Consider the following 26,323-nt stretch of genomic DNA (forward strand, 5'->3'; position numbering starts at 1 on the left):
CCCATGAATTTCCGTGAACGCATGACGGCAGGAGAAGAAGAGCGGGTCTGGGGCGGCCGCGGACTGGCCGGGGGCAGCCTGTCGCCAGCCGAGCAGGAGTGCAAGCAGCGGCTGTTTCGCCAACTGGTCAAGGTGATGGACCTGGCGCTGCTCAGCACGCTGGACGAACGTGAGGCGCGCAGCCAGGTACAGCAGGTGTGCGAAGCCCTGATCGGCAAGGAGACGCTGCCGTTCAATGCGGCCGTGCGTCAGCGCATCGTCAGTGAACTGCAGGACGAGGTGCTGGGCCTGGGCCCGCTGGAGACGCTGCTTGCCGACAAGACGATCTCCGACATCCTGGTCAACGGCACCAACCCCATCTACGTAGAGCGTCGCGGCAAGCTGGAGCGAACCATGCTGTGCTTCGACAGCGACCAGCACTTGATGACCATCATCGACCGTATCGTGTCGAGCGTGGGGCGCCGCGTCGACGAGTCCTCGCCGATGGTCGATGCACGGCTCAAGGATGGCTCGCGGGTCAACGCGGTGATCCCGCCGCTGGCCATCGATGGGCCGATGCTGTCGATCCGCCGCTTCGCCGTGGACCGGCTCACGGTGGAGAACCTGATCGCCCACGGCAGCCTCTCGTCGGTCATCGCCCAACTGCTCGAGAAGGTGGTCAAGGCGCGGCTCAACGTGCTGGTCTCGGGCGGCACCGGTGCCGGCAAGACCACCCTGCTCAACGTGCTGTCGGGCTTCATCCCGGCGGACGAGCGCATCGTCACCATCGAAGACTCTGCAGAGCTGCAGCTGCAGCAGCCCCACGTCGGCCGACTGGAAACGCGCCCGGCCAACATCGAAGGACGTGGCGAGGTCACCCAGCGCGACCTGGTGCGTAACAGCCTGCGCATGCGCCCCGACCGTATCATCGTCGGCGAGGTGCGCGGGGGCGAGGCCTTCGACATGCTGCAGGCGATGAATACCGGACACGACGGCTCGCTGACCACCATTCATGCCAACACGCCCCGCGATGCCCTGACTCGGATCGAGAACATGGTGGCAATGAACGGCTATCAGCTGCCGCCGCGTGCGCTGCGTTCGCAGATCGCTTCGGCCATCGACGTGGTGGTGCAGGTGGAGCGCCAGGAGGACGGCGTTAGACGCCTGATCAGCGTGCAGGAGGTCAACGGCCAGGAGGGCGAGATCATCACCATGTCGGAGCTGTTCCGCTTCGAGCGTGAGGGCATCGACGAACATGGCCGGGTGGTGGGGCGCTACATGGCCACCGGCGTGGTGCCAGGCTTCTACGAGCACCTCAAGCTGCGCGGGCTCGACCCGGGGCTGGAGGTCTTCCAGGTGGGCGGAGGGCAGCGGCCATGGGCATGAACCTCAATCTCTCCGACGAGGCGATCTTCATCGGCATGATCTTCATCGCCGCCTTCCTGCTGATGCAGAGCTTCCTGGTGCCGGCATTCGGTGAGAACCGCAAGGCGCAGAAGCGGCTCAAGAAGCGGCTGAACGTCATCTCGGCCGGTGCCGAGCGCGGCCAGGCCTCACTGGTACGCCGCAAGTACCTGCGCCAGCTTTCGCCGCTGGAGCGGGCGCTCGAGGCGCTGCCCGGCATGGCTCGGATAGAACGGCTGATCGAGCAGGCGGGGCGCGAGACGCCGGCCTACCGACTGGTACTGCAGAGCGTCTGTCTGGGGGCCGCGAGCGGGACGGGTGGTTTCTATCTACTGCCGCAGCCGCTGCTTGGCGTGCTGCTGGGAGTGGGCGTGGCGGCGCTACCTTTCATGCACCTTCAGCGGCTGCGCAGTCAGCGCCTGGCGCGCTTCGAAGAGCAGTTGCCGGATGCGTTGATCGTCATGGCGCGGGCGCTGCGGGCGGGACATCCGTTCAGCGATGCCATGCATCTTGTGGCCGAGGAGATGGCGGATCCCATTGCCGCCGAGTTCCGTACCACCTTCATGGAGATCAATTACGGGGGCGAGGTGCGCAGCGCCATGCTAGGCATGCTGGAGCGGGTGCCGAGCGTGACCGTCATGGTATTCACCACCTCGGTGCTGATTCAGAAGGAGAGTGGCGGCAACCTGGCCGAACTGCTCGATGGCCTGGCCGCGGTGGTGCGCGATCGTTTCCGCTTCCAGCGCAAGGTGCGCACGCTCTCCGCCCAAGGGCGCATGGCGGCCTGGATCCTCTCGCTGCTGCCGTTTGCCCTGGCCGGTATTCTCACCCTGGTATCGCCGCAATTCCTGCCCATGCTCACCCAGGATCCGCTGGGGCGGCAGATGATCGTCGCGGCGTTCGTCATGATCGTGATCGGCATCCTGTGGATGCGCCGCATCGTGCGTATCGACGTCTGAGGAGGACGCGCTGATGGATATGGTGACAGCTTGGGTCGACAGGTTCGCTACCTTCACACAGGACCCGTACGCCATGCAGCTCGGTTTTGCCGCCTTGCTGGGCATGGCCGTCTTTACCTTGATGGTGGCACTGCTGCTGCTGTTCCTGGGACTTTCGGACCCGCTTCGGCGTCGCCTCAAGCATCTCGAAGCCAGCGCCGAGGCGGCTGCGGGACACGGCAAGGCGGAAGAGGGGGGGCTGGTCCAGTGGCTGGGCCCCATGGGTGAGAAACTGGTGCCAGGGAAAGAGGAGGTCCGTAGTCGTATCGCCGGAGAGCTACGCCATGCGGGCAAGCGTTCGCCTGCGGCCGTCAGCTTGTTCTATGGCATCCGCCTGCTGCTGACCGTGGCGCCGCCGCTGCTGCTGTTGATGCTGGTCGTTCCCTTCGTGCGCATCCCTTCCGCGATGGCGATGTTGCTGGTACTCGCTTCGGCCATCTTCGGCTACCTGCTGCCACGTTTCTGGCTGGAGCGGGCAATCAGGCAACGTACCCGGCAGCTGCGTCGCGGCCTGCCCGACGCACTCGACCTGCTGGTGGTCTGCAGCGAGGCGGGGCTGGGGCTGGGGGCGGCGATTCAGCGGGTGGCGCGCGATCTCGAAGTGAGTCATCCGGAACTGGCTGGCGAACTGCACCTGTTCGGCATGCAGACCCGGGCGGGCATGGACAACAGGAGTGCCTTGCGTGACCTCGAGGAGCGCACCGGCGTCGAGGACATCCGCGGTCTGGTCACCACGCTGCTGCAGAGCATGCGCTTTGGCACAAGCATTGCCATGACGCTGCGCCTGTTCGCCGTGGAGCTGCGCGACAAGCGCACTCAGGAGGCCGAGGAGAAGGCTGCCAAGGTCAGTACCAAGATGTTGTTTCCCCTGATTTTCTGTGTCTTTCCCAGTTTCTTTGTGGTGGCCCTTGGGCCACCGTTGCTGGGGGCGGCAGCGGCGTTGGCGGGGCGCTGAGCCAGCCAAGGTCATCAACGAGCGGGAGGGATCGTCATGAAAGTCATCATCAAGAAGACAAAGGGTTTCCGTACCGTCTGGTCCGTTGCCACGTTATCCCTGGCGCTGAGCGGCTGTGCTGCAACCGGGGGCTCGATCCAGGAGGGTGATATCTATGGGTCGCTGAGCAACGGCGGGTCGTCAGTGGCCTATGGCACCGCCTTCCCGGTGGGCTCCGCCGAAGAAGCTTACCGCAACGGCGATGCCGCCCTGCGAGCCGGAGATGTCGACCGGGCGCTGTTCGAGTATTTGCGCGGGCTGCGCATGGAGAAGCGACCCCAGGCCGACCCGCTATATCGAGTCGGTATCATCCACCATGGCCGCGGCAATCATGAGCTTGCCGACATGGCTTATCGCTGGGTGCTGGACATCGATCCGCGCCATCACGGGGCGGGCACGGCGCTTGGCATCATCCTGGTCCAGCAGCGCGACTACGAGCAGGCCGAGCGCTTCCTGGCGCCGATTGCGGCACGCCGTGAGGCGCCCTGGCAAGCCCATAACGCCTTGGGTGTGATCGCCGACATACGCACCGATCATGCCGCTGCCCAGGCTCACTATGCGCGAGCGCTGGAGACGAACACCAGGATACCGCTGGTGCTCAACAACCAAGGCTACTCCCGTTACCTGGCCGGTGACCTGGCAGGGGCTCGTCAGGCGCTGCGCCAGGCGCTGAGCGCCAACCCCAACTATGAGCTGGCCTGGCGCAACCTGGGTCTGGTGCATGCCCGCGAAGGGGATTTCGAGACTGCCATCGAGGCGGTGGCACGTAGCGGCGACCGCGCCAAGGCCTACAACGACATCGGCTACATCTCGATGCTCGAGGGGCGTTATCAGGACGCCATGGGCTTCTTCGAAGAGGCGATGCGCCTGTCGCCTGCGTACTACGTCACGGCCAGCGAGAACGCTCGCAGCCTGGATCAGTTGATTCGGCGTCACGGTAATCCAGCCATCAACTGACGGGCCTGGCCTCGACGCCCATCGCGCGGGGCAGCAAGAGCGAGGAGGGGGGAGGCATGAAAACGATACGCTCGGCGCGCCGTCAGCGGGGTTCTGAGGTAGTGGAGTTCGCCATTTCGGCCACGCTGCTGTTCATCCTGCTGTTCGGCATCATCGAATTCAGCGTCGCACTGTTCGACAAGGCGACGCTGACCAACGCCAGTCGTGAAGGGGCGCGAACCGGCATCCTGTTCCGACCGGAGCCGCGTGACACGGGAAGCGAAAACGCCGCCATCGAGCAGGCGATCCGCGACTATGCCGAACAGTTCCTGATCTCCTTGGGCGGGCCGGCACAGATGGAGATCACGATCGAGCGGCCCAATGGCGGGACCCTGCAGGCCGGGGATAGCTTGATCGTGACGGTCAACTATCCCTACCAGTTCCTGCTGCTGCCCGGCTTCATCGGCACCCTGGGCAACGTGCTCGAGCTCAGTGCCACCACCGTGATGAGGGCCGAATGACATGAACGCAAGCATTGCCAGGCGTGGCCGCTATGGTTCGCCGCAGCGCCAGCGCGGGATCTCCTTCGTACTGATGGCGGTTGGCCTCTTCATGCTGCTGGCCTTCACCGCCCTGGCCGTGGACGGTGGCAACCTCTACGTGGCCAGGAACGAGCTGCATAACGCTGCCGACGCTGGATCCTTGGCGGGAGCCCGTGTGCTCTATACGGCAGACGGCAGCTCGGTCAATTCGGGGGCCAATCAGGTCGCTACCGAGGCGGCCATGGCCAATAACAGCCAGAACGAGGCGGTAGAAGTGCTGAGTGCGCTGCGCGGACATTGGAGCTTTGCGACTCGCACCTTCGAGCCCAACGACTCCCTGGAGCCGGTGGATCTGTTCGAGCGTACTGCCGAGGACCTCGACGGAGACGCGAATTTCATCAACGCAGTGGAGGTCGTAACGGCCCGCCAGCAGACCCAGGTGGGGGCTTTCTTCGGGCGAATCTTCGGGTTCCCCGGCTACGACATGACGGCACGCTCGGTGGCCTACATCGGTTTTGCCGGCAACCTGCGCCCGCAGGACGTTGACCAGCCCATTGCTTTGTGCCGGCAGGCCCTGGTGGACTCCTCGGGTAACTACTCCTGCAGTGTCGGCCGCTTCATCCCCGAAGGCGACCAGACCGGCGGCTGGACCAACTTCCAGCACAATGACAGTGGCGGGGCCAGCGCCAATGAGGTGAGGCCGTTGGTGTGCGGTGACGGCAACCCCGACGAGATGCGCTTCGGCGAGAATATCTCCACCAATAACGGCCAGATTAATTCAGCCTTCGGTGACCTTTATGACTGCTGGGCTGAGAAGACCGCCAAGGAGGAGGTTTGGACTCTGACCCTGCCGGTGATCGACTGCGAGTCGGGCGTGTCGCCGAGCAATCCGCTGGTAGGGGCCGTGACCGTCAATATCGTGTGGATCAACGACCAGGCCAACCATATCGACCAGCAGGCGCCAAAGCGGATGGAACTGCCACCGGAAGACAGCAGCGGCACCTCGCCGGGCACCTGGAGCCATGGTGGCACGAGCGGTGCAGAACGTTGGAACAGCTTCGTCGATGCCTTCAACCTGCAGAAGCCCAATGGGAGCATGGCTTACTGGAGTTCCCAGCCACAGCAGACGGGTTGGAAACAGAAGAGCATCTACTTCCTGCCCAGTTGCAGCTACCACGACCCCAAGGGGCAGACGGGGGGTGAGAACTTCGGCATCCTGGCGCAGATACCGGTGCTGGTGGATTAGGCCCCGCCAAAAAAGCCGGCAGGGCGCAGGTCGATGATTTCGGCCAGCGCCCTGTCTTGCTTCTGGTTTTTTCCTCTCGAGGCTCAGGCCTGATGTATCTCTCAAGTCGACGCCTTGAAGCTCCAGGCGGCATCGCTGGCACGGCCAGTGATATGGATGGGCTTGGCGGCAGGCGCTAGTGCATCGCATGGCTTCGCCGGCACCTGGCCAGCTTCAACGGCCGTGCAGACAGCCCCGTTAAGGTTCAGCGACTGACGATAGAGAGTCGGCGTATGGCCGACGTGCTTCTGGAAGGTGCGCGTGAAGTAGGAGAGATCGCGAAATCCGACGCTGAAGCAGACATCCGTGACCGACATCCCGGGGTTGGCAAGCAGCCGTTTGGCTTCATCGATGCGCCGTTCCAGCAAGTAGCCCTGGAAGGTGTTGTCGGTGAGTTTGCGAAACAGCCGGCTGAGCTGGAACGGCGTGATGCCGCACTGCTCGGCGACTTCTGCCTGGGCCACTTTCTGGTGCAGGTGCTGTTCGATATAACTGATGGCTCGCTGCAACTGCATTCGATGATGGTTAAAGGAGGGACAGTGAAGTCGTGCTTCCGGGGGGATCTGGTTGCTGACTTCGGCTGCCTGTTTCCTGGCCTGTGTCCCGGCGTTTAACGATCTCAACTGATAGAGGCTCTCCATGACGGCCATGAACCTGGCGAGATCGACCGGCTGAACGAAATAATCCCAGACCCGGGTGCGAAAGGCCCATACGGCCAGGCTCTCCGAATGCGCCTGGGTGATCATGAGCAGGGGCACCGAAGCGGCACGCTGCTTGGCCTGTCTCAGGTCGGTCAGGCCCTGCAGGTCGGGATAGTCGAATTCGAAGCAGGCGGCGATGGGGGGATGAGAGACCAGGATCGGTAGGGGGTCCTGGTCGGCAGTCACCAACTCTACTGGGTAGCCCTTTTTTTGCAGGGCGCGTAGGTAGTCTTTCTCTTCAGGATCATCGAATGTACGTAGCACAACGAGAACGTAGGCATGAGTGGACATTAGCAGTGTCCCTCCAGGATCCCTTGCGTGATAATGCTTTATAAGTTCTATTTGTTGGGTCTTGCTGTTTGTAAATTTTTGCTTTTTAAGAATGGGTCTATGTAACCTTTTGTGATGAGCATGTCTTATCCAATGTAATTGAAGATGACGAAACAACAGAATTATATTTCTCATCCTTTGGTCTTGTGCTTATAAGTCTAAAAACTGAATTAGAAGAAGTTGAAAATTCCGCCCAGTACCAGGAATGGCCGGTCATACGATCTCGCGACCTTGCCTGTGCGGCTGAGAGTTCTGCTAGAATCGGCCCCCTTTCTGCCAACGGAATCGTCATGCCGTCTTCTGGATTCGATGTCGTGATCGTAGGCGCGGGCGCTGCCGGGCTGATGTGTGCACTGACGGCCGGCTATGCGGGGCGTCGCGTACTGGTGATCGACCATGCCAACAAGCCCGGCAAGAAGATTTTGATGTCGGGGGGAGGGCGCTGCAATTTCACCAATCTGGCCACCGGTCCGGCCAACTTCTTCTCGGCCAACCCGCACTTCTGCATCTCGGCGCTGAAGCGCTACCGCCCGGAACACTTCGTCGAGCTGGTGGAGCGGCATGGCGTCGAGTATGTCGAGAAGGCCCCCGGCCAGCTGTTCTGTGCCCACTCCGCCAAGGAGTTGCTCGGTGTGCTGCTCACCGAATGCGAGTGGGCCGGGGTCGAACAGCGGCTGAAGACCTCAGTGGAGCGCATCGAACGGGCAGGCGAGGGCATGCGGCTCGTCACTTCCGCGGGGCGCATCGAGGCCGGCGCGGTGGTGATCGCCAGCGGCGGCCTCTCGATTCCCACCATGGGCGCCACCGGCTTCGGCTACGACATCGCCCGCCAGTTCGGCCTGGCCGTCACCGAGACGCGCCCTGCGCTGGTGCCGTTCACGCTCACATCGCAGTGGAAGGCGCGGGCGGCCGATCTGGCCGGGGTGGCCTGCGACGTGGCAGTGAGTGCCGTGCGCGCCGGCCAGCGGCTGGGGCCGGGGCGTGAACGGCGCTATCGTGAGCCGATGCTGTTCACCCACCGCGGCCTCTCCGGCCCCGGCATGCTGCAGATTTCGAGCTACTGGCAGCCAGGCGACGAACTCGAGATCGATCTATTGCCGGGGCATGACATTCCCGCTGGGCTGGCCGAGGCCCGCCAGGCAACAGCGCGTCGCCAGCTCTCCACTTGGCTGGCCGAACGCCTGCCGCGCCGTCTGGCCCAGGCACTGGTCGAATGGTACGGCGAGGATCCCACCCTGGCCGAACTTTCCAATGCCCACATCGAGGCGTGGCAAGAGCGCCTTGGCCGTTGGCGGCTCAAACCTGCCGGCACCGAGGGCTGGCGTACCGCCGAGGTGACCTTCGGCGGTGTCGATACCGCACCGATCTCATCGAAGGACTTCAGCGTCGAGGGCTTGCCGCAGCTGCGCTTCATCGGCGAGGTGCTCGACGTGACCGGCGAACTCGGTGGCTACAACTTCCAGTGGGCCTGGGCTTCCGGCGTGGCGTGCGGGCTCTCACTATAAGCGTGGAGTGAACGACAAAACCTTACGCAACGTAACCGGGCGCTCTCTCGGACATTGCTACGCTGGGAAAATCGGTTCGTCCCAGGATATGGTCAGTCACAGGAGTGCGCCATGCCCCCCCAAGCCCACCAGTGGGAAAACTCCCACCAGTTGGAAACGCCCGATACCCTGCACACCAAGGAGTGGCTGAGACGCTATCAGCGCGTTCGTCAGGCCAGCGAGCGGCTCTGCGAGCCACTGTGTACCGAGGACTACGTGATCCAGAGCATGGATGACGTCAGCCCGCCGAAGTGGCATCTCGCCCACGTCACCTGGTTCTTCGAAGCCTTCATTCTCGCTCCCTTCCAGCCACGCTACCGAACGCTCGACCCCGCCTACGACTTCCTTTTCAACTCCTACTACGAGACTCATGGCGTGCCTTTCCCGCGGCCTCGGCGCGGAACGCTGTCGCGCCCCACGGTGGCCGATGTCTACCGCTTTCGCGCCCATGTCGACGCGGCCATGGCAGAGCTGCTGGAATCGCCACCGCTCGAGCACGCCAAGGAGATCCTGCGGCGCGTGGAGCTGGGGCTGCACCATGAGCAGCAGCATCAGGAGCTGTTGCTCATGGACATCAAGCACATTCTTGCTCAGAACCCGCTGTGCCCCGCGTATCGTCACGATCTATCGCCGCCTGTGGAGGAGGCGCCTGGCGAGCTGGCCTGGCTTGACCACCCTGCGGGCATCCGCTCAATCGGCTATGAGCTGGAGGCCGGCTTCGCCTACGACAACGAAGGGCCAGTGCATCGCCAGTTTCTCGAGGCGTTCCAACTGGCCAACCGTCCGGTGACCAACGGCGAGTTCCTGGCCTTCATCGAGGACGGCGGTTATGCGCGCCCCGAGCTTTGGCTCTCCGACGGCTGGCAACAGGTCGGCCAGGAGGGTTGGCAAGCGCCGCTGTACTGGGTAAGGCGCGACGACGGCTGGTATCACTTCACCCTGGGCGGACTGCGTCGGGTGGACCTGCATGCGCCGGTGGTCCATGTGAGCTTCTTCGAGGCCGATGCCTATGCCCGCTGGGCCGGGGCCCGCCTGCCCAGCGAGGCGGAATGGGAGGCCGCCGCTCGCGACGTGGCCACGAGCGGCAACTTCGTCGAGAGCGATCACCAGCAGCCGGTGGCCGCTACAGCCCTGACCCAGGCTCCGAGCCAGCTGTTTGGCGACGTCTGGGAGTGGACCGGCAGCGCCTACCGCCCCTATCCGGGGTTTCGTACCCTGCCGGGCACGTTGGGCGAGTACAACGGCAAGTTCATGTCGGGGCAGATGGTGCTGCGTGGTGGCTGTTGTGCCACCCCGGCCGACCATATCCGCCTGACCTACCGAAACTTCTTCCCGCCCCACGCCCGCTGGGCGTTTTCCGGTTTTCGGCTCGCCAGGGAGGCATGACATGAATCCGCTCATACGCTTTCATGACCAATACCCGCCGGAGGCGGTGGGTTCGCTTAGAGAAGAACTGCTGGCCGGGCTTGCCGCTACGCCCAAGCACACTCCCCCCAAGTTCTTCTATGACCGGCGCGGCTCCGAACTGTTCGATGCCATCTGCGAGCAGCCCGAGTACTACCCGACCCGTACCGAAGAGGCGATTCTGTGCTCTGCCGCCGCCGAAATTGCCGAAGTGGTCGGTCGCGACGCGACCCTCATCGAGCTGGGCAGCGGAGCCAGTCGCAAGGTGCGTCTGCTGCTCGAAGCGCTGCATCCGGCCTGCTACCTGGGCGTGGATATCTCTCGCGACTTCCTCCTCGCGAGCACCCGTCGTCTGGCAGAAGACTACCCCTGGCTCGAGGTTCATGCCGCCTGCGCCGACTTCACGCGCCCCATGGCCTGGCCGGAAGGGCTGGCGGGAGAACGCCCGGTGGCCTTCTTTCCCGGTTCGAGCATCGGTAATTTCACTCCCGAGGAAGCGGAAGGCTTCCTCGAAGGGCTGGCGACGCTGTTGCCCGCGGGAGGCGGGCTGCTGATCGGCGTCGACCTGATCAAGGACCGGGCGATACTCGATGCCGCCTACAACGATGCTGCCGGCATTACCGCGGCCTTCAATCTCAACCTGCTGGAACGGCTGCGATACGAGTTCGAGGCACAGGTAGAGCCGCAGGCGTTTCGGCATAGCGCCTTCTACAATGAGGCCGATTCGCGCATCGAGATGCATCTGGTGAGCTCGCGCAACCAGGCCATCCGCGTGGCAGGTGAGCGGATCGATTTCGACGAAGGCGAGAGCCTGCATACCGAGAATTCCTACAAGTACAGCGTCGCAGGATTCCGCGAGTTGGCCGGCCGCGCAGGCTTCGAGCCGCGGGCGCACTGGATCGATCGCGATTCCCTGTTCTGTATCCATTACCTGGAATGTGCGGCCTAGTGGTCTTGGTGGCGATCCGGTCTATGCTGCATGACAGAACCACGCTGGAAACAGAGGGACCGCCATGACCATGATTGCGATTCAGGACTCCTCAGAATCCGAGGTGTCTCCATTCGCCGACCTTGTCGTCGACGAAGCCGTGCGCCAGGCAGAAGAGCGGGGCTGGCAGGCAGTGCGCCTCTCCGAAATCGCGCACAGCCTCGAGCTGCCGATGTCCGTGGTGCTGGAGCGCTTTCGTGATATGGATGCCGTGGCCAATGCCTGGTTTCAGCGCGGCTGGCGCGCCATGCTGGCCACCAAGCCCGATACCTTCGACGACTGGCCGGAGCGGGTACGTATCGAACACTGCCTGCAGGTCTGGTTCGATACCTTCGCCGCCCACCGGCAGGTCACCGTACAGATGCTCAAGACCAAGGCGCACCTACCGCATCCGCATACCTGGGTGCCGATGGTCTTCGACCTGTCGCGCACCGTCCAGTGGCTGCGCGAGGCGGCACGGCTCGAGGCGCGCTACGGTACCCGCCGTGCCCAGGTGGAGGAGATGGCACTGACCAGCCTGTTCCTGGCGGCATTGGCGGTCTGGTCGTCCGATACCAGCGAAGGCCAGCGTCGCACCCGGCGCTTCATCGAGAAGCGCCTCAAGAATGGGGAGAGCTGGATGAAGTGGGTGCCCGGTGCCGGACGCCGCCGCCATCACGCCGAAGCGCAGCTATAGGCAAGTTCGTCGGACGACGCCTAGCCAAGCTGTTGTAGAAGTCTGCGCGCCCGATTTAGCAGCAGCCCGCCGGCAGCGAGCCGCTTGACCGTGCGGATCAGCGAGCCGGGGTGGCGTGCCGCGCCGACCAGCAGGGCGCCGGCGGCCAGATATATCCCCCCCCGGTAACGCTTGAGATGCTGCCAGCCCGCATCAAGGGACCCCGAGGCGTGTCGCCAGCGCTCCCCAGCGACCAGGATGTCGATACGCTGCTGCTCGATGGTGGCAACGAGTTCGGCCTTGCGCTGTATGCGAGACAGCCCGCGGCTCCGGTCACTGGCGCGACGTGTCACGACGCTCCTCCATCAGGTGGCGGTCCAGGGCGAGCTGCGCCAGAGTTTCCTTGAGCAGGGTATGACGCCGGGCCTGACGGAGGCTCAGCAGGGCGATGCCGACACCGCCACCCAGCAGCAGCACGGCGCTGATGCCGATGGCAGCCAGGCGGTGGGTATCCCAGAACAGTACCACCACCAGCAGCGTGAGCATGCCCAGCCCCAACAGCATGAGTACCAGGCTCAGGCCCAGCAGCAGCAGCAGGGTAACGAGGCGGCCCCGTTCTTCCTCGAGTTCCAGCACGGCGAGACGCAGTCGCGTCTCGCCGGTGGCGAGCAAGCTTGCCAACAAGCGCTTGCTGTTATCGAACAGTCGTTGTACCGGTCCGTCACCCGACGCCATCAGCGACGCCCGATGAGCATGCCGATGACTACGCCCACCGCGGCGCCGATGCCGATGCTGGTCCAGGGGTTGTCGTGTACGTAGCGGTCGCAGGCGTCGGCCTGGTGGTGCAGGGAGTCGCGGGCTTCACCATAGAGTCGCTCACCGCGGGCCTCGAGACGTTCGCGGGTATCCTTCAAACGCTTCTCGGCGCGCTCGCGGAGTTCCTTGATGTTGCTGCGCGAATCGTCGGCGGTGGCACTCACCAGCTCCTCAATGGTGCGGGTGAGCTGGTGCAGGTCTTCCTTCAACTGCCGAGTGGTTTCGTCGGTTTGCGGCGTGCGAGATGCCATGACAGTCTTCCTTTGACAATGAATGACATGCTCAGCATAGCAGTCAGTCAAACGAGTTCAATGTTACCCAGGCGCTCAGCGCACCCCGCCGGCGCCGGAGAACAATGGATTGACGCTGAAGCCAAAGCTCAGGCGCTGGTTGCGGTGGTCGTAATCGATCATGCTCTCGGCATAGCCGTAGTAGTATTGGACGTGGCCGCGAACGTTGCCGAACAACGGCCAGGAGTAGTCGACCTGGGTACCCATGTTGCCGGCACTGGGATTGCCGCGCACCATGACGCTGGCTTCCTGGTCGCCGTTGATGCGCCGTGCTACGGTGATGTCGCCATAGCCCCAGTAGCGGTCGATATCGGGGTTGTCGTCATCGCCATCCGATTCCGGTATGCGCCAGTGCGGCGCCACGGCGACGGCCCAGTCGCCACGCTGAAAGATGCTTTCGAGATAAAGGCGGTTCCAACTGCGCGACAGGGGCGTGGAGCGGCCGTTCGAGAGGTGATTGAAGGCAACGCGGTTGCGTGTATTGGTCCAGCCAAGCATGCGCCACCTGTTATCGAAATCCACGAAGACTTCAGGCTCGTAGTTGGTTTCCCGGAACGGGGAAGAGGCATCGGTATTGTAGGCTTGCCACCAGCTCCGTTGCGTATAGGCGAAATAGAGATCTCCAGTGGTACCGAAGAGATCTTCAAGAAGGTTGACCTTGGCGCTGAACTGAAACTTCACCTCCAGATCATTGGGCCCGGTGTCGGCGGCGATGTCATTGAAGGCCGTATGATTGGGATGCGTGGTATAGCTCAGCGGGAAGAGGTAATTGCGCCGGTGCATCGTGATGGCAAGCGGGTTGCGGGTCGACTCTCGCTCCAACTGCCGGCGCTGGGCGATTTCCTCTAGCACGGGATCGTCGATCTCGGCGTGCCAGGCATCTTCTTCTTCCGGCAGGGCTTCCAGCCGCAGTTGCAGGCTCTCGAGCTCACCGCTCAAGGCCTGGATGCGCGCTTCTATCTCGGCTCGCTCATCGGAGAGGGAGCTAGCCTGTTGGGCCATTGCACCGCCGGTGGCTCCGGCCAGCAGCAGCACGAGGACAGCCTTGAAAGACGAACGACGAAGGATCATGGAATCGAGACCGAAGGAAGCGTGACTATGAACGCCGTTTCTACCATGTCGGGCGATCAAGTCAATCATGAGCGGATTCGTCGCCCCCGCTGATCGGGAACTGAGCTGGACGAATCATGAACTGAATGGGAATAGTAACAGCTTCCCATTGCCTTGTGCTGCTACGAGGCCGAGAATCAGCACGAAGCCGCAGGTCCCCCAACCGAGAGCAAGAGTGAACGATTTGCCGTATCCACTGCATCGCCGTCGAGGTCGAGCTGGCCAGTTGGTCTGGCGCTTTCCCGCATGGTTCTTCCTGCTATTGCTGCTCCTTGTCTGTGGCCGTGTGGTAGCCGACGACGCCCTGCCCGATCAAGGAGCGGTGGAAGAACGCCTGGCTGAGCTGCGTCCCGAGGAGGGCGAGAGCGTCACCGACGCCGAACAGCGCGTTATCGATGCCCTGGAAGCCACTCTGGATGCCCTTGAACAGTTACAGGGGGTCGAGGAGCGGCTCGTGGCGCTGGAGCAGCGGTTGGAGGAGGCCCCTGCCGAGCTGCTGCGCCTGGAGCGTGAGCTGCTGCAAGAGGAGGAGGAGGCGCTTGATCGTTCGATAGCCGAGCTCGATGACGTGCCGCTGGATGAGCTCGAGTATCGCCAACAGGAAGCGGTGTTCGAGCTGCAGCAGCTCCAGGATCGCCTGGCCGACGTCAACGCTCAGCTGCTTTCCGCCCAGACCCTGCCGGAGCGGGCTCAGCAGGCCATCGCCGAGGCGATGCAGGCTTCCGAACGTTCGCGCCGCTCACTCGACGTATTGGAAGGCCAGGGCATCAGCGAAGACTCGCCCCGGCTGTGGCAACTACAGGTCGAGCGGCGCTTGGCCGAACGGACGCTGCGGTTGCGTCAGCGCGAATTGGGCAGCAATACACGACTGCGCGAACTGGCACAGCAGCGGCGCGACTTGCTGACCCAGCAGATTGCGCGACAGGAAGCCGAGCTGGCACTGTTGCAGAGCGTGATCGATCGCCAGCGCCGCATGGCTTCGGAGCAGGCAATCGCCGATGCCGCACGTGACGATCCGTTGCTCGAGGCCGGCCACCCTGTGCTGGAGCGTGCCCAGCAGGTCAACCGTGAACTCAGTCTCGAACTGCTGCGGGCCAATGATCGCCACAACGGACTGGTGCGAGAGGGTCTGGCCATCCGCAGCCAGCTCGATCACGTGCGCCAGTTGCAGCGTAGCCTCACTGAGCAGATCGAGGCGATTCGCGGCAGCCTGTTGCTCTCTCGCATCCTGCGCGAGCAGCGTCGTTCTCTGCCCCAGATCGATGCCAGGGGCAACCTACAGGACGAGATCGCCGACCTGCGCCTGCGCCAGTTCGACCTCGTGCGCCAGCGCGATGCGCTGCGTCAGGGCGAACGCCTGGCCAACCAGCGCCTCGAGGAGGCCGGGGTCGAAGTCAGTCAGGCATTGGTCGACTCCCTGCAAGGGCTTTACCATTCGCGCCGTCAACTGGTGGATCAACTTGAGCAGACCTACGGCAGCCTGCTGAGTGCGGCCATCGAGTTGCAGCTCAACCAGCAGCAGCTGCTGGAAACCTCGCGTGAGCTGCGCACCACCATCGACGAGCAGCTGTTCTGGATCGCCAATACCCGGCCGCTGGACCTGGCCTGGTTCCGTCACCTTCCTGCCAACCTAGCCACCGAGTGGCGGCAGGGCGAGTGGCGCGAGGTGCTACCGGTACACTGGCGTACCCCGGGGGGCGAGGCCTTGGCAGGCGTTCCCTTCGTGCTGGTGGCGGGGCTGCTGCTGGGGCTGCGCCGTCGTATCCAGCGTCGGCTGGCCGCATTGCACGAGCAGATCGGTCGACTGCGCAGCGATTCCCAGGCGCATACGCCTATTGCGGTCGGCCTCAACGCTCTGTTGGCCTTGCCGGGGCCGATGACCCTGGCCGGTATCGGGGCTTCATTGATTGCCATCGAAGCAGGGATCGCGTCGGGCCTGGGGCAGGCCTTTTTGCACCTGGCCCTGGCCTGGGCCTTCATCGCCTGGTCGCGGCGCCTGCTGGTACGCGACGGCGTGGCGACAAAACACTTCTACTGGCCCTCGGGTTACGTTTCGCGGTTGCGCTGGTTGCTCGGCTGGCTCGGCGTATCGCTGGTACCGGTACTGTTGATCTCCGCCCTGGCTCGCGATGGTGAAATCAGCCTGACCACGCGGCCCATCGCACTGACGCTGCTACTGGTCGGAATGGTGACCATGAGCGTCCTGCTGGCGAGGTTGATCTTGGCACATACGCCGTTCTTCGGCGTCAAGCTGTTCCGCCTGATACTGGGATTGATCATGGCCGCCGTACCGTTGGTGCTGGTCGGGCTGATCATTTCCGGCTTCGAATACACCGCGCTAAGCCTGATCGGCCGATTCGTCATTACGCTCTATCTGTTGGCGATGTGGATCCTGGTCGAGGCATCGGTGGTACGCGGTCTGGCAGTGGCGGCCCGTCGGCTGGCGTTCAGGCGCGCGCTGATGCGGCGGCGGGCCCAGGCCCAGGAGGGCGCCGAGGGTGGGCTCGAGGTGGTGGAAGAGCCGCCGTTGGACATGGAGCAGATCAACCAACAGTCGCTGCGCCTCTCCAAGCTGATCCTGCTGATCGGTTTTGCCCTGTTGCTCTACGTGGTATGGGCCGATCTGCTCACCGTGCTCGGCTATCTGGACGATGTGGCGATCTGGGAAGCGGGAGAAGGCGTAGGCAATGAGCTCGTCACCAGCGCACTGTCGGTCGCCGATATTGTCACTGCGGCGCTGGTCTTCGTGCTGACGCTGGTCATGGCGCGCAACCTGCCAGGCCTGCTCGAGGTAATGGTGCTGTCGCGGCTGGAGCTCAAGCAGGGCAGCGCCTACGCCATTTCGGCGCTGCTCTCCTACACCATCGTCGGTACCGGGCTAGTGGTGGCGCTGGCCACTCTGGGCGTGGCATGGAGCCAACTGCAGTGGCTGGTGGCAGCGCTGGGTGTGGGCCTGGGCTTCGGCCTGCAGGAGATCTTCGCCAACTTCGTCTCGGGCCTGATCATCCTGTTCGAACGGCCGGTGCGCATCGGCGACACCATCACCCTGGGTAACCTCACCGGCACGGTGAGCAGAATTCGTATCCGCGCTACCACGGTGACTGATTTCGACCGCAAGGAAATCATCATTCCCAACAAGACCTTCGTCACCGATCAACTGATCAACTGGTCGCTGTCGGATACGGTCACTCGGGTGGTGCTGGCATTCGGCGTCTCCTATGGCTCGGACCAGCGGCTGGTACATCGCTTGCTACGGCAGGCGGCCGACGAGAACCCGCGGGTGCTCGGCGACCCCGAGCCGCAGGTCTTCTTCATGGACTACGGCGAGAGCACCCTCAACTTCGAGCTGCGTATCTTCGTCAATGCCCTGGGCGACCGACTCTACGCCACCGACGAGATCAACTGCCGGGTCGGCGAGCTGTTCGCCGAACACGGGATCGATATCGCCTTCAACCAGCTCGATGTCTGGCTCCACCGTAGCGGTGGGCCAGAGAAGAAAGTACAGAGCGTGAAACCGGGCAGCGCACGGGAACTCGACCATCCGCCGCCGGGCGCAGCTGGCGATCCGGGCGATATCGAGATCGGAGATGGCGGCGGGGATGGGGGCGATGGCGGGCGTTGAGAGGGTCTAGCGTTTCACGGCGTGGAGCAGAAACTCCCGGTTGCCATCGCCTCCGGTGATCGGGCTCTCCTGCCAGTGTCGAATGTCGAGCCCCTGCTCGCCGCAACACGTGCGAATGGCGGTTTCCACTTCGGCATAGCGGGCCGGGTCGCTCACGATGCCGCGTGAGTTGACGCCGCCCGGGCCTACCTCGAATTGCGGCTTGACCAGGCTCAGCAGGTGCCCACCACTGTGCAGCAGTTGGGCAATCTGCGGCAGGATCAGCGTCTGCGAGATGAACGAGACGTCCATCACGACCACCTCGGGCGCTGCGGCGCCACGCTCGGCGAACGCGTCGTGCAGCCGTGGCTCGTCGGCCATGGTTCGCGCATTGATGCCTTCCAGGCAGGTGACCCGGGGCTCCCCGCGCAGCTCGGGGTCGAGCTGGCCGTGGCCCACCTCGATGCCGATCACGTGACGCGCTCCGAAGGCCAGGGCGCAGTCGGTGAAGCCGCCTGTGGACTGGCCCACGTCGAGCACCAGTTTTTCCTTCAGCTCGAGTCCCAGCGTTTCGATCAGTGCCTCGAGCTTCAGCCCCGCCCGTGAGACGTAGCGTTCCTCGGGGTCTTCCGTCACTGCAAGCCGCACTTCTTCGGGCAGCTTTTCCCCCGGTTTGTTCAGTATGCGTCCGCTTGCGACAAGGCTCACTCGGCCATGGCGAATCAGCCGCTGGGCGCGGGTACGTGAGCGGGCCAGGCCCTTGGAAACGAGCAACTGATCGAGGCGGGGCATGGCAGGGACTCCGGCAGCCAGAAGCGAAGCTGGCATTATGGCATAATCATTTCGTTAGCCGGTTAACAGAAGGGGCTCGCGTGAATCGAACCGAAGGAACGGCACTGGCCAGGTCGCTGGCCTTCGGGGTACTGGGTGGGCTGACTTTCCACTTCATCGGTATGCCGCTGGCATGGATGCTGGGGCCCTTGACCGCCAACCTGATCGTCTCGGCGAAGGGGGGCGACGTGCGCGTGCCCGAGCCGCTGCGCGAGACTTTTCTCGGCGTACTCGGCCTGGTGCTGGGCAGCCAGGTAACTCCCCAGTTGGCCGAGCGGGTACTCGACTGGCCGATTTCCGCCGCGCTGTTATTGCTCGGTGTGGCGGCATCCACCGCGGCGGCGGCCGCCTGGTACCGGCGCTGCGGCTTCGATTCCGTCAGCGCCTGGTTCGCCTCCGCTCCCGGAGCCATGACGGCCATGATCCTGATGGGGGAGAAGTGCGGCGGCGACCCGCGGCGCATCGCCATCGCCCAGTCGTTGCGCATCATCTTGGTGATCATGATTTTGCCGCCGCTGTTCTGGGCCTATGAAGGCGGGGCTGCGGCGCAAGCAGGAGAGATCGAGAACGGCTTTGCCGCTGCCTGGATGCTGCTGGCCTTGCCTCTGCTGTTCCCCTTGGGGCGGTGGCTACGATTGCCCAGCCATACGCTGCTGGCACCGCTGCTATTCGCCGGTCTGCTCTCCGGCTTCGATATCGCCAGCCTGCGCCTGCCGGACTGGGGCATGAACGTGATGCTGTGGGTGCTCGGCTGCGCCATCGGCTCGCGCTTCCGCGGGCTCTCCTCGGCCAGGCTGGGCCGCTACCTGTTCGAAGCCTTCATTGCCACGCTGCTGGCGCTGGCGGTGCTGGCCGGCTTCGCCGAGCTGATTCATCGCCTGCTCGACGTGCCCCGCGACGTAGCCCTGCTGGCCCTGGCGCCCGGCGGCATCGGCGAGATGGCGATACTTGCCGTGGCGCTGGACCTCGACCCCGTGTTCGTCGCCTTCCACCACCTGCTGCGTATGGTGGCGCTGATGTTCTTTGCGCCGTTCTGGGCGCGCTGGCTGCGACGACGTCTTGATCAGTGATCCTGGGGCCGTGGGCCGGAATCGGCCTGCAATTCTGCCGCCGGGATACGGTTGGCCCCCCAACTGCGATGAATGTACTGCGTCACCCGGTCGAGTTCCTCCTGGCTGACCTGGGCCAGCTCGCCCCGCTCCAGCGGGTCGTAGTGGAAGATGTAGAGGCGTGAGGCGAACTGTTCGAAGGGCAGTGAGGCTTCACCGAAGCGCTCGCCCTTGCCGGCGGTGCTGACTTGTACACCATCGCCCCAGTCCTGGCCGCTGTCGTTATTGGGATTGAAGAAATAGACCCGCATCACATCGTCCGGGTCGAGTGAGACCCGCAAGACGGTGATGGCGTGCCAGCCGATGAAGCGGGCCGCGCTGTCGGTGACGGCGATGCCCGACGGTTGCGGGTGGATGAGAGGCTGGTTGCCGTTGTAGTAGGGGTGGTAGCTGGCATAGAAGTGGCGCAGAAAGGTATCGAGTTCGTGGAGCTGGCCGGTGGCGACATCCACATTGATACGAAAACCACGGCCCGCCCACCAGCCGTGGAATTCCGGGTTGACCCAGCGGTGCGGGTCGCCCTCGCGGCCGATGCAGCGCCGGCCCATCTCGGCATAGATGCGGTCCAGGTGCGGCACCACGATCAGCGATACGGGGTCGAGGTCCATGGGCAGGCTCTGGGCCACACCGCCGCTGCTCTCCATCGAGGAGATAGGCTGCCCCTCGAAGTGCATGACGATTTCATCGTCACGGGCCGCCCAGGCCACCATCTGCAGCAGGTAATCGGGGTCGTTGTAGGCCCACATGGAGAGCGCTCGTGCCGATTGGCAGGTCGGGTTGTTGCCTTGGCCAACGCCAAGGGGCTGGCCGAGCATGCACAGCACGCCCTCGAGCAAGCGGGCACGAGGGGAGGCCGTCTCGCCGAAGGCGAGAGTGAGGCGCGCCTGGGACCACTCGGAGAGCGGCAGCCCCAGCTGTCGCCACATGGCGGGGGCCACCGGGGGCTGGTAGAGAATGCCTCGCTCCAGCATCAACGACAGGCCATAGACTGCCTGGGGTGTAGTCGGATGTACCGCACCCCGGATCAAGGCGTGGGCAAGTTCGCGATAGCACAGCAGGCAGTCGCGTCCGGTGGAAGAGAGGCCCAGGGCCTCGGTAACGAGATGGTCGCTATGCTCGAGCAGGTGACGCAGCAGCACCGGGTGGTAGGGCGACACCAGCCCCGTATCGTGCATGGCACGGGCAAAGCCGGTGGCCTCACCCTGTAGGGCGGTATTGTCCATGCTGCCCAGGCGTTCGCGGTAGACCTCAAGCCCCGGGTCTTCCCGGCAGGCGCGGGTGGGGCCGTACAGCGAACTCACCAGACGATCGGCACCCTGGCCGCTGGAACCCAGGTCGATGTCGGGGGCGGCCTGGCAGATGGCGATCTGGGTGATCATCTGCTTGACGGCCTCTACCTGGATCGGGCGCTGCTGGAGAATGCGCCAGATCTCCTCGATCAGCTTGTCGATGATGTGCTCGTAGCCTATGCCCTCGGCCAGATGGTGGAACAGGTAACGGGGGATCTGCGCCAGCCGCCCCTGGGTCTCTCTCTCTGCCTCGCTGGGAGCGCTGAACAGCAGCCACAGGTTGATCGCCAGTACCTGGGTCAGGTAGTGGTGAGCCTGCTCGGCGGAAATCAGCGTATGTAGATGTTCGCCCTTTGCGACTGCCAGTAGCCGCAGCTCGCTCAATGCCTCGATCACTAATGTATCGGCTGCAGAGCTCTTGAGCGCATGAGTGGTCAACGAAGGCAGCAGGTACTGTGGCGTGGCCCAGTCGGAGCCCAGGAACACCCCGGCTTCCTCGAGCGCCTTGGCGCGGGCCTCCAGGGCGGCGACTCCGCCGGGCTGAAGCAGCACGCGGCGCGCAGTATCCAGCACGCGGGAAACCTTGCCCGGCTTGGCGAAGTCGCGAGCCTCGCCGAGCAGAGTGGTCGCCTCGTCGAGATTTGCCAACAACCGGTGGAGCTTGTCATCCTCCAGTGGCGCGTTGGACTCATGCGTGTGCCGGTTCGTGGTCACGCCGACTCCTTGTGATCAGGCTGTGATGAACATGACGCCTTGATCAGATGTAGAAATCAAGCTCTTCCTGGTGCTTCAGCAGGTCTCTCAACCGGTGGGGATCTTCGCCCTTGAAGTAGATCAGCCCCCAGTGAGTACCGAAAGCGGTACGCTTGGTCACGGTTTCCTCCATGGGTGGGGTGAGCTCGTGGGATTCGAAGTAAGGGTCGTCCTCGACCTCTTCGGGAATTTCCAGACGGCTGACCACACGGCGCCGTGGATAGACACCGAAGCAGCCGGCGTAGCACTTGGCATCTTCCACCTCCCTGGGAAAGAAGGCCTTGACCTCATCGGCGGTACTCTTGGGGTCGAACACCAGCATGCTGGCCTGATAGGCGTTGAAACCGTAGACCCGCTCGAGCAGCTCGAACACCTTGAAACCCGGCGGGCGGTAGGCAACTTCGCCGAAATACATTTCGCCGTCGCTGGTGACGAAGTACTCGGGATGGATCAGGCCGAAATCGATATCGAAGGCCTTGATCAATTTCTCGATCTGGGCGGTTATTTGCGGGCGGTACCGTTCGAGTTCCGGCGAGGCGGGAACGAACACCGAATAGCCCAGGGTGACGTATTCCGAGATGTTCAGGAAGGCGATCTTGCCATCATGGATCCATGCCTCGACGGCGAATTCCCAGCCGTCCAGGTGTGACTCCATCAGTACCGGAAACTCCTCGTCGGGAATGGTATCGACTTCGTCAGGCGTACGGATCACCCGGTGCCCCAGGCAGCCGGCCTTGTCGAAGGCCTTGAGGTGTATGGGGTCGTTGGGGTCGCCGTCGAGCTTGAGCAGGGTCTGGTTGACGCGCTTGAGGAAACGGATCACGTCGCCCTTGTCGTGGGCTTCTTCGAAAATCCCTACGCGAATGCCGCCCAGCTGGGCGCGCCGCTTCATCAGCGCCTTGTCGCGCAGCAGCAACGATTGGCCATATAGGCGAGGGTTGTCGAGCAGAAGCGAGTTGATGGCACCTGCCCATTCGACGGTCTCCTCGAACAGAGGAATCGCCACGTCCACACCCATCTCCTGCAAGGTTTCGGCGATTTCCATGGAGCGGTCGTTCAAGCGTTCGAAATTCCATGGGATATGAGGAATGTCGTGCTTCTGGCAGTACTCTTCTGCCCATTCCGGTGCTACAACGATATAGCGGCGATCGAAATTCTCGGCGGCCTCGATGGCATTGAGACTCCAGCCGAGTAATGCGATGTAGCCTTTGTCGGACTTCTTGTCCATGGGGCATCTCCTCTAGGGGCGGGGTCGTTCTCCTCATGTTCCCTTGCTCTCTTTACCCTAGCTGATTTGAGGCCCTCCTCACAGGGGCGGGAAGGTAGGCGCACCTATCCTTGCCCGCTCCCGATACCGCTGGTATAGTGCACGCGCACTCGGCAAGCCATTGATGCTGGTCGGGTTCGGTGCCCTTTACAGCATCGTGTCGTGGTGGCCTCGTCGGTCCTCCCGCAACGCTAAACCGCAAACCCCGCCAGGCCCGGAAGGGAGCAACGGTAGTGGTGGCCGCGTGTGCCGGGATGTGGCTGTCGGGGCCGCCTCCATTTCGGCCCTCTGATTTCCTGAATCCAGACATTCCTCTGGGCCGTGATCCTGCTGCTTATATTTACCCCCTTTAGCGATTGGCGCCGTGTTTCGCCTATTCGTTGTGGCCCCCTTTTTGCGTCAGGAGCCGAAATACGTCCTTTCCTCCGGGGATGGGCGAAGGGGAACGATGGTCTCTTAGACCTTGGTGGTGTTCGACTTTGGTGTTAATATGCAGTGCAGCAAAATCCATGGGAGATAGCGCACATGCCGATCGACACCACGCCCAATGCCGCCATTCAGCGCAGCCTGCGTCAGTGCCTTTCGAATGCCGCTTTCATGCTCTATCAGCAGGGTCATGTGCTGGAAACCATCACGATTCCCTTCCGCGGGCTCGACGGTAGCGCTCTGCGCCAGCTGCGCGAAGCCTCCCGCGAGTGGCCCGCCTGCCAGCAGGTGCTGGAGAGCAGCGAGGCCGCGGTATACAACGAGCACGGTCGTTTCGTGCTGACCGCCATGGGTCGCGAGCTGTTGTTCGACATGTTCGGTCAAGGTGCGGCAGATTGCGCCTGAGCCTGGCAGCGGCGAGACGAACAGACGGTAGCAGAGACGAACGAGCGGGGAGGCCAATGGCCTCCCCGCTTGCGTTGATTACCGGCGCCAGACCGGGCGAGATGCAGGCAACGGTCGGACGACGTCCATGATCAGCTTGTGGACTTGGCCAACTGCGCCCAGCGGTGAATGAACAGTGCATAGGTAGTCAGCACGTGGCGGATCGAGTCGACCTCCACGCACTCGTCGACGCCGTGGATGCGCTGGGCCACAGGGCCGTAGCAGGTGCCGTTGATCTTGCCGCTGACGTGGAAGGCACGCAGGTCGGTGGTGCAGGTGGAGAGGTAGGGCTTGGGTGGTTCGCCGAGCAGATCCTGGTGGCAGCGCGTGAGCAGCGCAATACCCGGCGTCTCGAGATCGACCAGGAAGCCCTCCGAGCGGAAGCCGTGGAACTCGACGCGTGGCGCAGGGCTGCTATCACCGAGCTCGGCGTGGCGTGCCTCGACGCATCGGCGGACGCGGTTCATCGCCTCATCGGGTGTCATGGCCGGCGGGAAGCCGATGCGACCTTCGAGGATGGCATGGGCCGGTACGCTGGAGGCCCAGTTACCGCCCTCGATCTTGCCAATACTCAGATTGAAGGGGCTGTCGAGTGTATCGTAGGGCGCCTGGCGTGGCAGGGCGTTGATCTCTTTTTCGAGCGCCGTGAAGGCGGGCAGGTACTCGACCAGTATTTCGATGGCGTTGCGTCCGGCGCGAGTATCGAGCACGTGTGCCGGCACGCCGTCCAGGCGTATGCGGAACCACAGCACCCCCACCTGGCCGGTATAGATTTGCGCGCCGAAGGGTTCGGGAATCAACACGAAATCACCGCTGTAGCCTTGGTGCAGGCAGGCCAGGGCGCCGTTGCCGGTACACTCCTCCTCGATTACTGTCTGCAGGGTCAACGGAAAGTCGATGGATACACCGGCTTCGCGTACGGCGTGCACGGCCATGGTCATGGCCGCGATACCGGCCTTCATGTCTCCGGCTCCGCGGCCATAGAGCCAACCGTCCTTCTCCCATGGCTCCCAGGGTGGGCGGCTCCACATATCGATGGGATCGGCAGGCACCACGTCCAGGTGGCCGTTGAATACCAGGTGTGGCCCCGGGGCGCCCGCGTTGAGCTGGGCCACCAGATTGTATCGTCCGTCACTGGCCCACTCGGTGGGCGCACGATGGGGGTGCTCGGCGAAGCCAGGGGCATCCAGCGGCACTCGGGTGGTTGGCAGTCCGAGGCGCCCTAGCCAGCGTTCCATGGTTTCAAGGGCGCCATGCTCCTGACCCAGAACACTGTAGCCACGTACCAGGTCGCAGGTCAGCGCCAGGGTGTCGTCCAGCATCGCCTCGCAGCGCTCGACAAGGCGTTTTTCGGTGGCATCGAGCATCTAAACCTCTCCAGTGATCAGCAGCGGGCGGCAGCACTTGTGAATCTACAGCCGTCTCGCCAGCAGTTCACCCAGCTCATCATCGGTCAGAACCAGTGGATTGGTCTTCATGCTGCCGCCCCGGGCTCCGGCGACCACGCGTTCGATATCGTCCTGGTTCATTCCGTAGACGCCCAACCTCGGTATGTCGAGTCGCTGGGTCCAGTCGCGCAGCGTCGCCACCAGGGCATCGCAGGCGTCGTCGTCGCCCGGTTCGCGCACGCCTGCCATCAAGCGGCCGACCTCGGCGTATTTGGCCAGGGCCCTAGCATTCGGTTCGCGCTGGCGCAGCGCGCCGACATTGACCGCGGTGGCTTCGGCCAGCAGGGTGCCGCACACCGTGCCGTGGGGAATCGGGAAGAAGGCGCCCAGCGGTGAGGCGAGTCCGTGTACCGAGCCCAGGCCAGCCTGGGCCAGAGTCACGCCGGACATCAGCGAGGCGTAGGCGATCTGGCCGTAACCGCGGGCCGCCTCTGGATAATCCATCTCCCAGGCCGGCCAGAAGCCCTGACGGAACGCCTGCATGCCGGACCAGGCCAGGGCATCGGTGGCCGGGCTGGCATTGAGCGAGACGTAGGATTCCAGCAGCTGGGTGAAGGCGTCCATGCCGTTGGCGGCGATCTGCGCCTTGGGACAGCCGGCCAGCAGTTCGGGGTCGACCAGCGCCACGGCGGGGACCAGCCGCTCGTCGCGAAACGACTTCTTGAAGCCCTCCGCGCCCTGCACGCTGAGCACGGCATTCTTGGTCGCTTCGCTGCCGGTGCCGGCGGTGGTCGGCACGGCGATCAGCGGTACCGCCGGGCCGGTATAGGGAAGGCCGTGTCCCACGCCCTCGAGATGATCCATCACCGAATTGCCGGGGCGCAGCAGGCCGGCGACTGCCTTGGCGGCATCCAGCACGCTGCCGCCGCCGATGGCCACCACCACGTCGATGTTGTGTTCTCGATGCACGCTGACAATGGCATCCACCCGATGAGGGGAGGGCTCGCTCTCGATGGTGACGTGATACCAGGTCGCACCCTGCGCTTCGAGGGCTGTGGTCAGCTCACTCCAGCGCAGCGATTCGATGAAGGAGCGCCTGCCGGTTACCAACAGCACGCGTTGACCGAAGTCGGCGATCAGCGCCGGCAAGAGGGCGATACCGCCATCGCCGAAGCGGATATCGGGCAGTCGCGCGATACGGAAGGCGTCGATGTGCTCGGGACGGGATACGGTCATGGC

Annotated in this window: 23 protein-coding genes and 1 other RNA gene; 14 read left to right on the top strand and 10 right to left on the bottom strand. The window is 63.6% G+C overall.

Annotated features, from left to right (window positions below; translation table 11 throughout):
* Positions 1-3 precede the first annotated feature (3 nt).
* Genes SPH52_RS04250 through SPH52_RS04275 form a run of 6 tightly spaced genes read left to right on the top strand, consistent with a single transcriptional unit; the run spans position 4 to position 6,099 of the window.
* Complete coding sequence (locus tag SPH52_RS04250) at positions 4-1,365, top strand: CpaF family protein (RefSeq protein WP_411793751.1); 1,362 nt, start codon at positions 4-6, stop codon at positions 1,363-1,365.
* Entirely contained in the window at positions 1,356-2,342 is a 987-nt protein-coding gene (locus SPH52_RS04255) for a type II secretion system F family protein (protein WP_411793752.1), read from the top strand. The genes SPH52_RS04250 and SPH52_RS04255 overlap by 10 nt, the downstream gene beginning before the upstream one ends.
* 13 nt (positions 2,343-2,355) lie before the next feature.
* Complete coding sequence (locus SPH52_RS04260; RefSeq protein ID WP_411793753.1) at positions 2,356-3,336, top strand: type II secretion system F family protein; 981 nt, start codon at positions 2,356-2,358, stop codon at positions 3,334-3,336.
* A 36-nt stretch (positions 3,337-3,372) separates the two neighbouring features.
* The gene (locus SPH52_RS04265; protein ID WP_411793754.1) at positions 3,373-4,332 is read left to right on the top strand and encodes a tetratricopeptide repeat protein; all 960 of its coding nucleotides are present in this window, start codon (positions 3,373-3,375) and stop codon (positions 4,330-4,332) included.
* 56 nt (positions 4,333-4,388) lie between these two features.
* A complete protein-coding gene (locus tag SPH52_RS04270) occupies positions 4,389-4,832 on the top strand; it encodes a TadE/TadG family type IV pilus assembly protein (RefSeq protein ID WP_411793755.1) in 444 nt (147 codons plus the stop codon).
* Between the two features lies 1 nt (position 4,833).
* On the top strand, positions 4,834-6,099 hold the full coding sequence (locus SPH52_RS04275) for a pilus assembly protein TadG-related protein (RefSeq protein WP_411793756.1): 1,266 nt from the start codon (positions 4,834-4,836) through the stop codon (positions 6,097-6,099).
* Positions 6,100-6,200: 101 nt separating this feature from the next.
* Here SPH52_RS04275 and SPH52_RS04280 read toward each other — a convergent pair whose 3' ends face one another.
* The gene (locus tag SPH52_RS04280) at positions 6,201-7,130 is read right to left on the bottom strand and encodes a helix-turn-helix domain-containing protein (protein ID WP_411793757.1); all 930 of its coding nucleotides are present in this window, start codon (positions 7,128-7,130) and stop codon (positions 6,201-6,203) included.
* 329 nt (positions 7,131-7,459) lie between these two features.
* Here SPH52_RS04280 and SPH52_RS04285 point away from each other — a divergent pair, with 329 nt between their 5' ends.
* The 4 genes from SPH52_RS04285 (at position 7,460) to SPH52_RS04300 (ending at position 11,781) form a co-directional block, all read left to right on the top strand.
* Positions 7,460-8,674, top strand: coding sequence for an NAD(P)/FAD-dependent oxidoreductase (locus SPH52_RS04285; RefSeq protein WP_411793758.1), 1,215 nt, complete (start codon positions 7,460-7,462; stop codon positions 8,672-8,674).
* A 111-nt stretch (positions 8,675-8,785) separates the two neighbouring features.
* Entirely contained in the window at positions 8,786-10,099 is a 1,314-nt protein-coding gene (egtB, locus tag SPH52_RS04290; RefSeq protein ID WP_411793759.1) for an ergothioneine biosynthesis protein EgtB, read from the top strand.
* 1 nt (position 10,100) lies between these two features.
* Positions 10,101-11,066 (top strand): L-histidine N(alpha)-methyltransferase, encoded by a 966-nt coding sequence (gene egtD / locus SPH52_RS04295; protein WP_411793760.1) that lies wholly within the window; start codon positions 10,101-10,103, stop codon positions 11,064-11,066.
* A gap of 64 nt (positions 11,067-11,130) precedes the next feature.
* Positions 11,131-11,781: a hypothetical protein gene (locus tag SPH52_RS04300; RefSeq protein ID WP_411793761.1), complete on the top strand. Its 651-nt coding sequence runs from the start codon at positions 11,131-11,133 to the stop codon at positions 11,779-11,781.
* 20 nt (positions 11,782-11,801) lie between these two features.
* Here SPH52_RS04300 and SPH52_RS04305 read toward each other — a convergent pair whose 3' ends face one another.
* The 4 genes from SPH52_RS04305 to SPH52_RS04320 form a co-directional block, all read right to left on the bottom strand.
* Positions 11,802-12,113, bottom strand: coding sequence for a YqjK family protein (locus SPH52_RS04305; protein ID WP_411793762.1), 312 nt, complete (start codon positions 12,111-12,113; stop codon positions 11,802-11,804).
* Complete coding sequence (locus SPH52_RS04310; protein ID WP_411793763.1) at positions 12,094-12,495, bottom strand: phage holin family protein; 402 nt, start codon at positions 12,493-12,495, stop codon at positions 12,094-12,096. Before SPH52_RS04310 ends, SPH52_RS04305 begins: the two co-directional genes overlap by 20 nt.
* Positions 12,495-12,827, bottom strand: a complete 333-nt coding sequence (locus SPH52_RS04315; protein WP_411793764.1) for a YqjD family protein — start codon at positions 12,825-12,827, stop codon at positions 12,495-12,497. The genes SPH52_RS04310 and SPH52_RS04315 overlap by 1 nt, the downstream gene beginning before the upstream one ends.
* Positions 12,828-12,902: 75 nt before the next feature.
* Complete coding sequence (locus SPH52_RS04320; RefSeq protein ID WP_411794099.1) at positions 12,903-13,937, bottom strand: phospholipase A; 1,035 nt, start codon at positions 13,935-13,937, stop codon at positions 12,903-12,905.
* Between the two features lie 325 nt (positions 13,938-14,262).
* Here SPH52_RS04320 and mscK point away from each other — a divergent pair, with 325 nt between their 5' ends.
* Positions 14,263-17,598, top strand: a complete 3,336-nt coding sequence (mscK, locus tag SPH52_RS04325; RefSeq protein WP_411794100.1) for a mechanosensitive channel MscK — start codon at positions 14,263-14,265, stop codon at positions 17,596-17,598.
* Between the two features lie 6 nt (positions 17,599-17,604).
* On the opposite strand, the gene SPH52_RS04330 is transcribed toward mscK, so the two are convergent.
* Entirely contained in the window at positions 17,605-18,369 is a 765-nt protein-coding gene (locus SPH52_RS04330) for a TlyA family RNA methyltransferase (RefSeq protein WP_411793765.1), read from the bottom strand.
* Between the two features lie 80 nt (positions 18,370-18,449).
* Between SPH52_RS04330 and SPH52_RS04335 the strand changes: the two genes are divergently transcribed.
* Positions 18,450-19,478 carry an AbrB family transcriptional regulator gene (locus SPH52_RS04335; RefSeq protein WP_411793766.1) on the top strand — a complete coding sequence of 343 codons (1,029 nt, stop codon included), beginning with the start codon at positions 18,450-18,452 and terminating at the stop codon, positions 19,476-19,478.
* Here SPH52_RS04335 and SPH52_RS04340 read toward each other — a convergent pair.
* Together SPH52_RS04340 and SPH52_RS04345 are read right to left on the bottom strand one after the other, a co-directional pair.
* Positions 19,472-21,520 carry a hypothetical protein gene (locus SPH52_RS04340; protein ID WP_411793767.1) on the bottom strand — a complete coding sequence of 683 codons (2,049 nt, stop codon included), beginning with the start codon at positions 21,518-21,520 and terminating at the stop codon, positions 19,472-19,474. The two genes, SPH52_RS04335 and SPH52_RS04340, sit on opposite strands and share 7 nt — an antisense overlap.
* Before the next feature lie 43 nt (positions 21,521-21,563).
* A complete protein-coding gene (locus SPH52_RS04345; protein ID WP_411793768.1) occupies positions 21,564-22,787 on the bottom strand; it encodes an ATP-grasp domain-containing protein in 1,224 nt (407 codons plus the stop codon).
* A 211-nt stretch (positions 22,788-22,998) separates the two neighbouring features.
* On the opposite strand from SPH52_RS04345, the gene ffs reads away from it, so the two are divergent.
* An RNA gene (gene ffs / locus SPH52_RS04350) (signal recognition particle sRNA small type) lies at positions 22,999-23,095 on the top strand.
* 256 nt (positions 23,096-23,351) lie between these two features.
* Entirely contained in the window at positions 23,352-23,657 is a 306-nt protein-coding gene (locus SPH52_RS04355; protein WP_411793769.1) for a hypothetical protein, read from the top strand.
* Positions 23,658-23,788: 131 nt separating this feature from the next.
* Here SPH52_RS04355 and SPH52_RS04360 read toward each other — a convergent pair whose 3' ends face one another.
* The gene (locus SPH52_RS04360) at positions 23,789-25,063 is read right to left on the bottom strand and encodes an ArgE/DapE family deacylase (protein ID WP_411793770.1); all 1,275 of its coding nucleotides are present in this window, start codon (positions 25,061-25,063) and stop codon (positions 23,789-23,791) included.
* A gap of 45 nt (positions 25,064-25,108) precedes the next feature.
* Positions 25,109-26,320: an iron-containing alcohol dehydrogenase gene (locus SPH52_RS04365; protein ID WP_411793771.1), complete on the bottom strand. Its 1,212-nt coding sequence runs from the start codon at positions 26,318-26,320 to the stop codon at positions 25,109-25,111.
* Positions 26,321-26,323 lie beyond the last annotated feature (3 nt).

Source organism: Halomonas sp. A29 (assembly GCF_046723295.1).
Lineage (GTDB): Bacteria > Pseudomonadota > Gammaproteobacteria > Pseudomonadales > Halomonadaceae > Halomonas.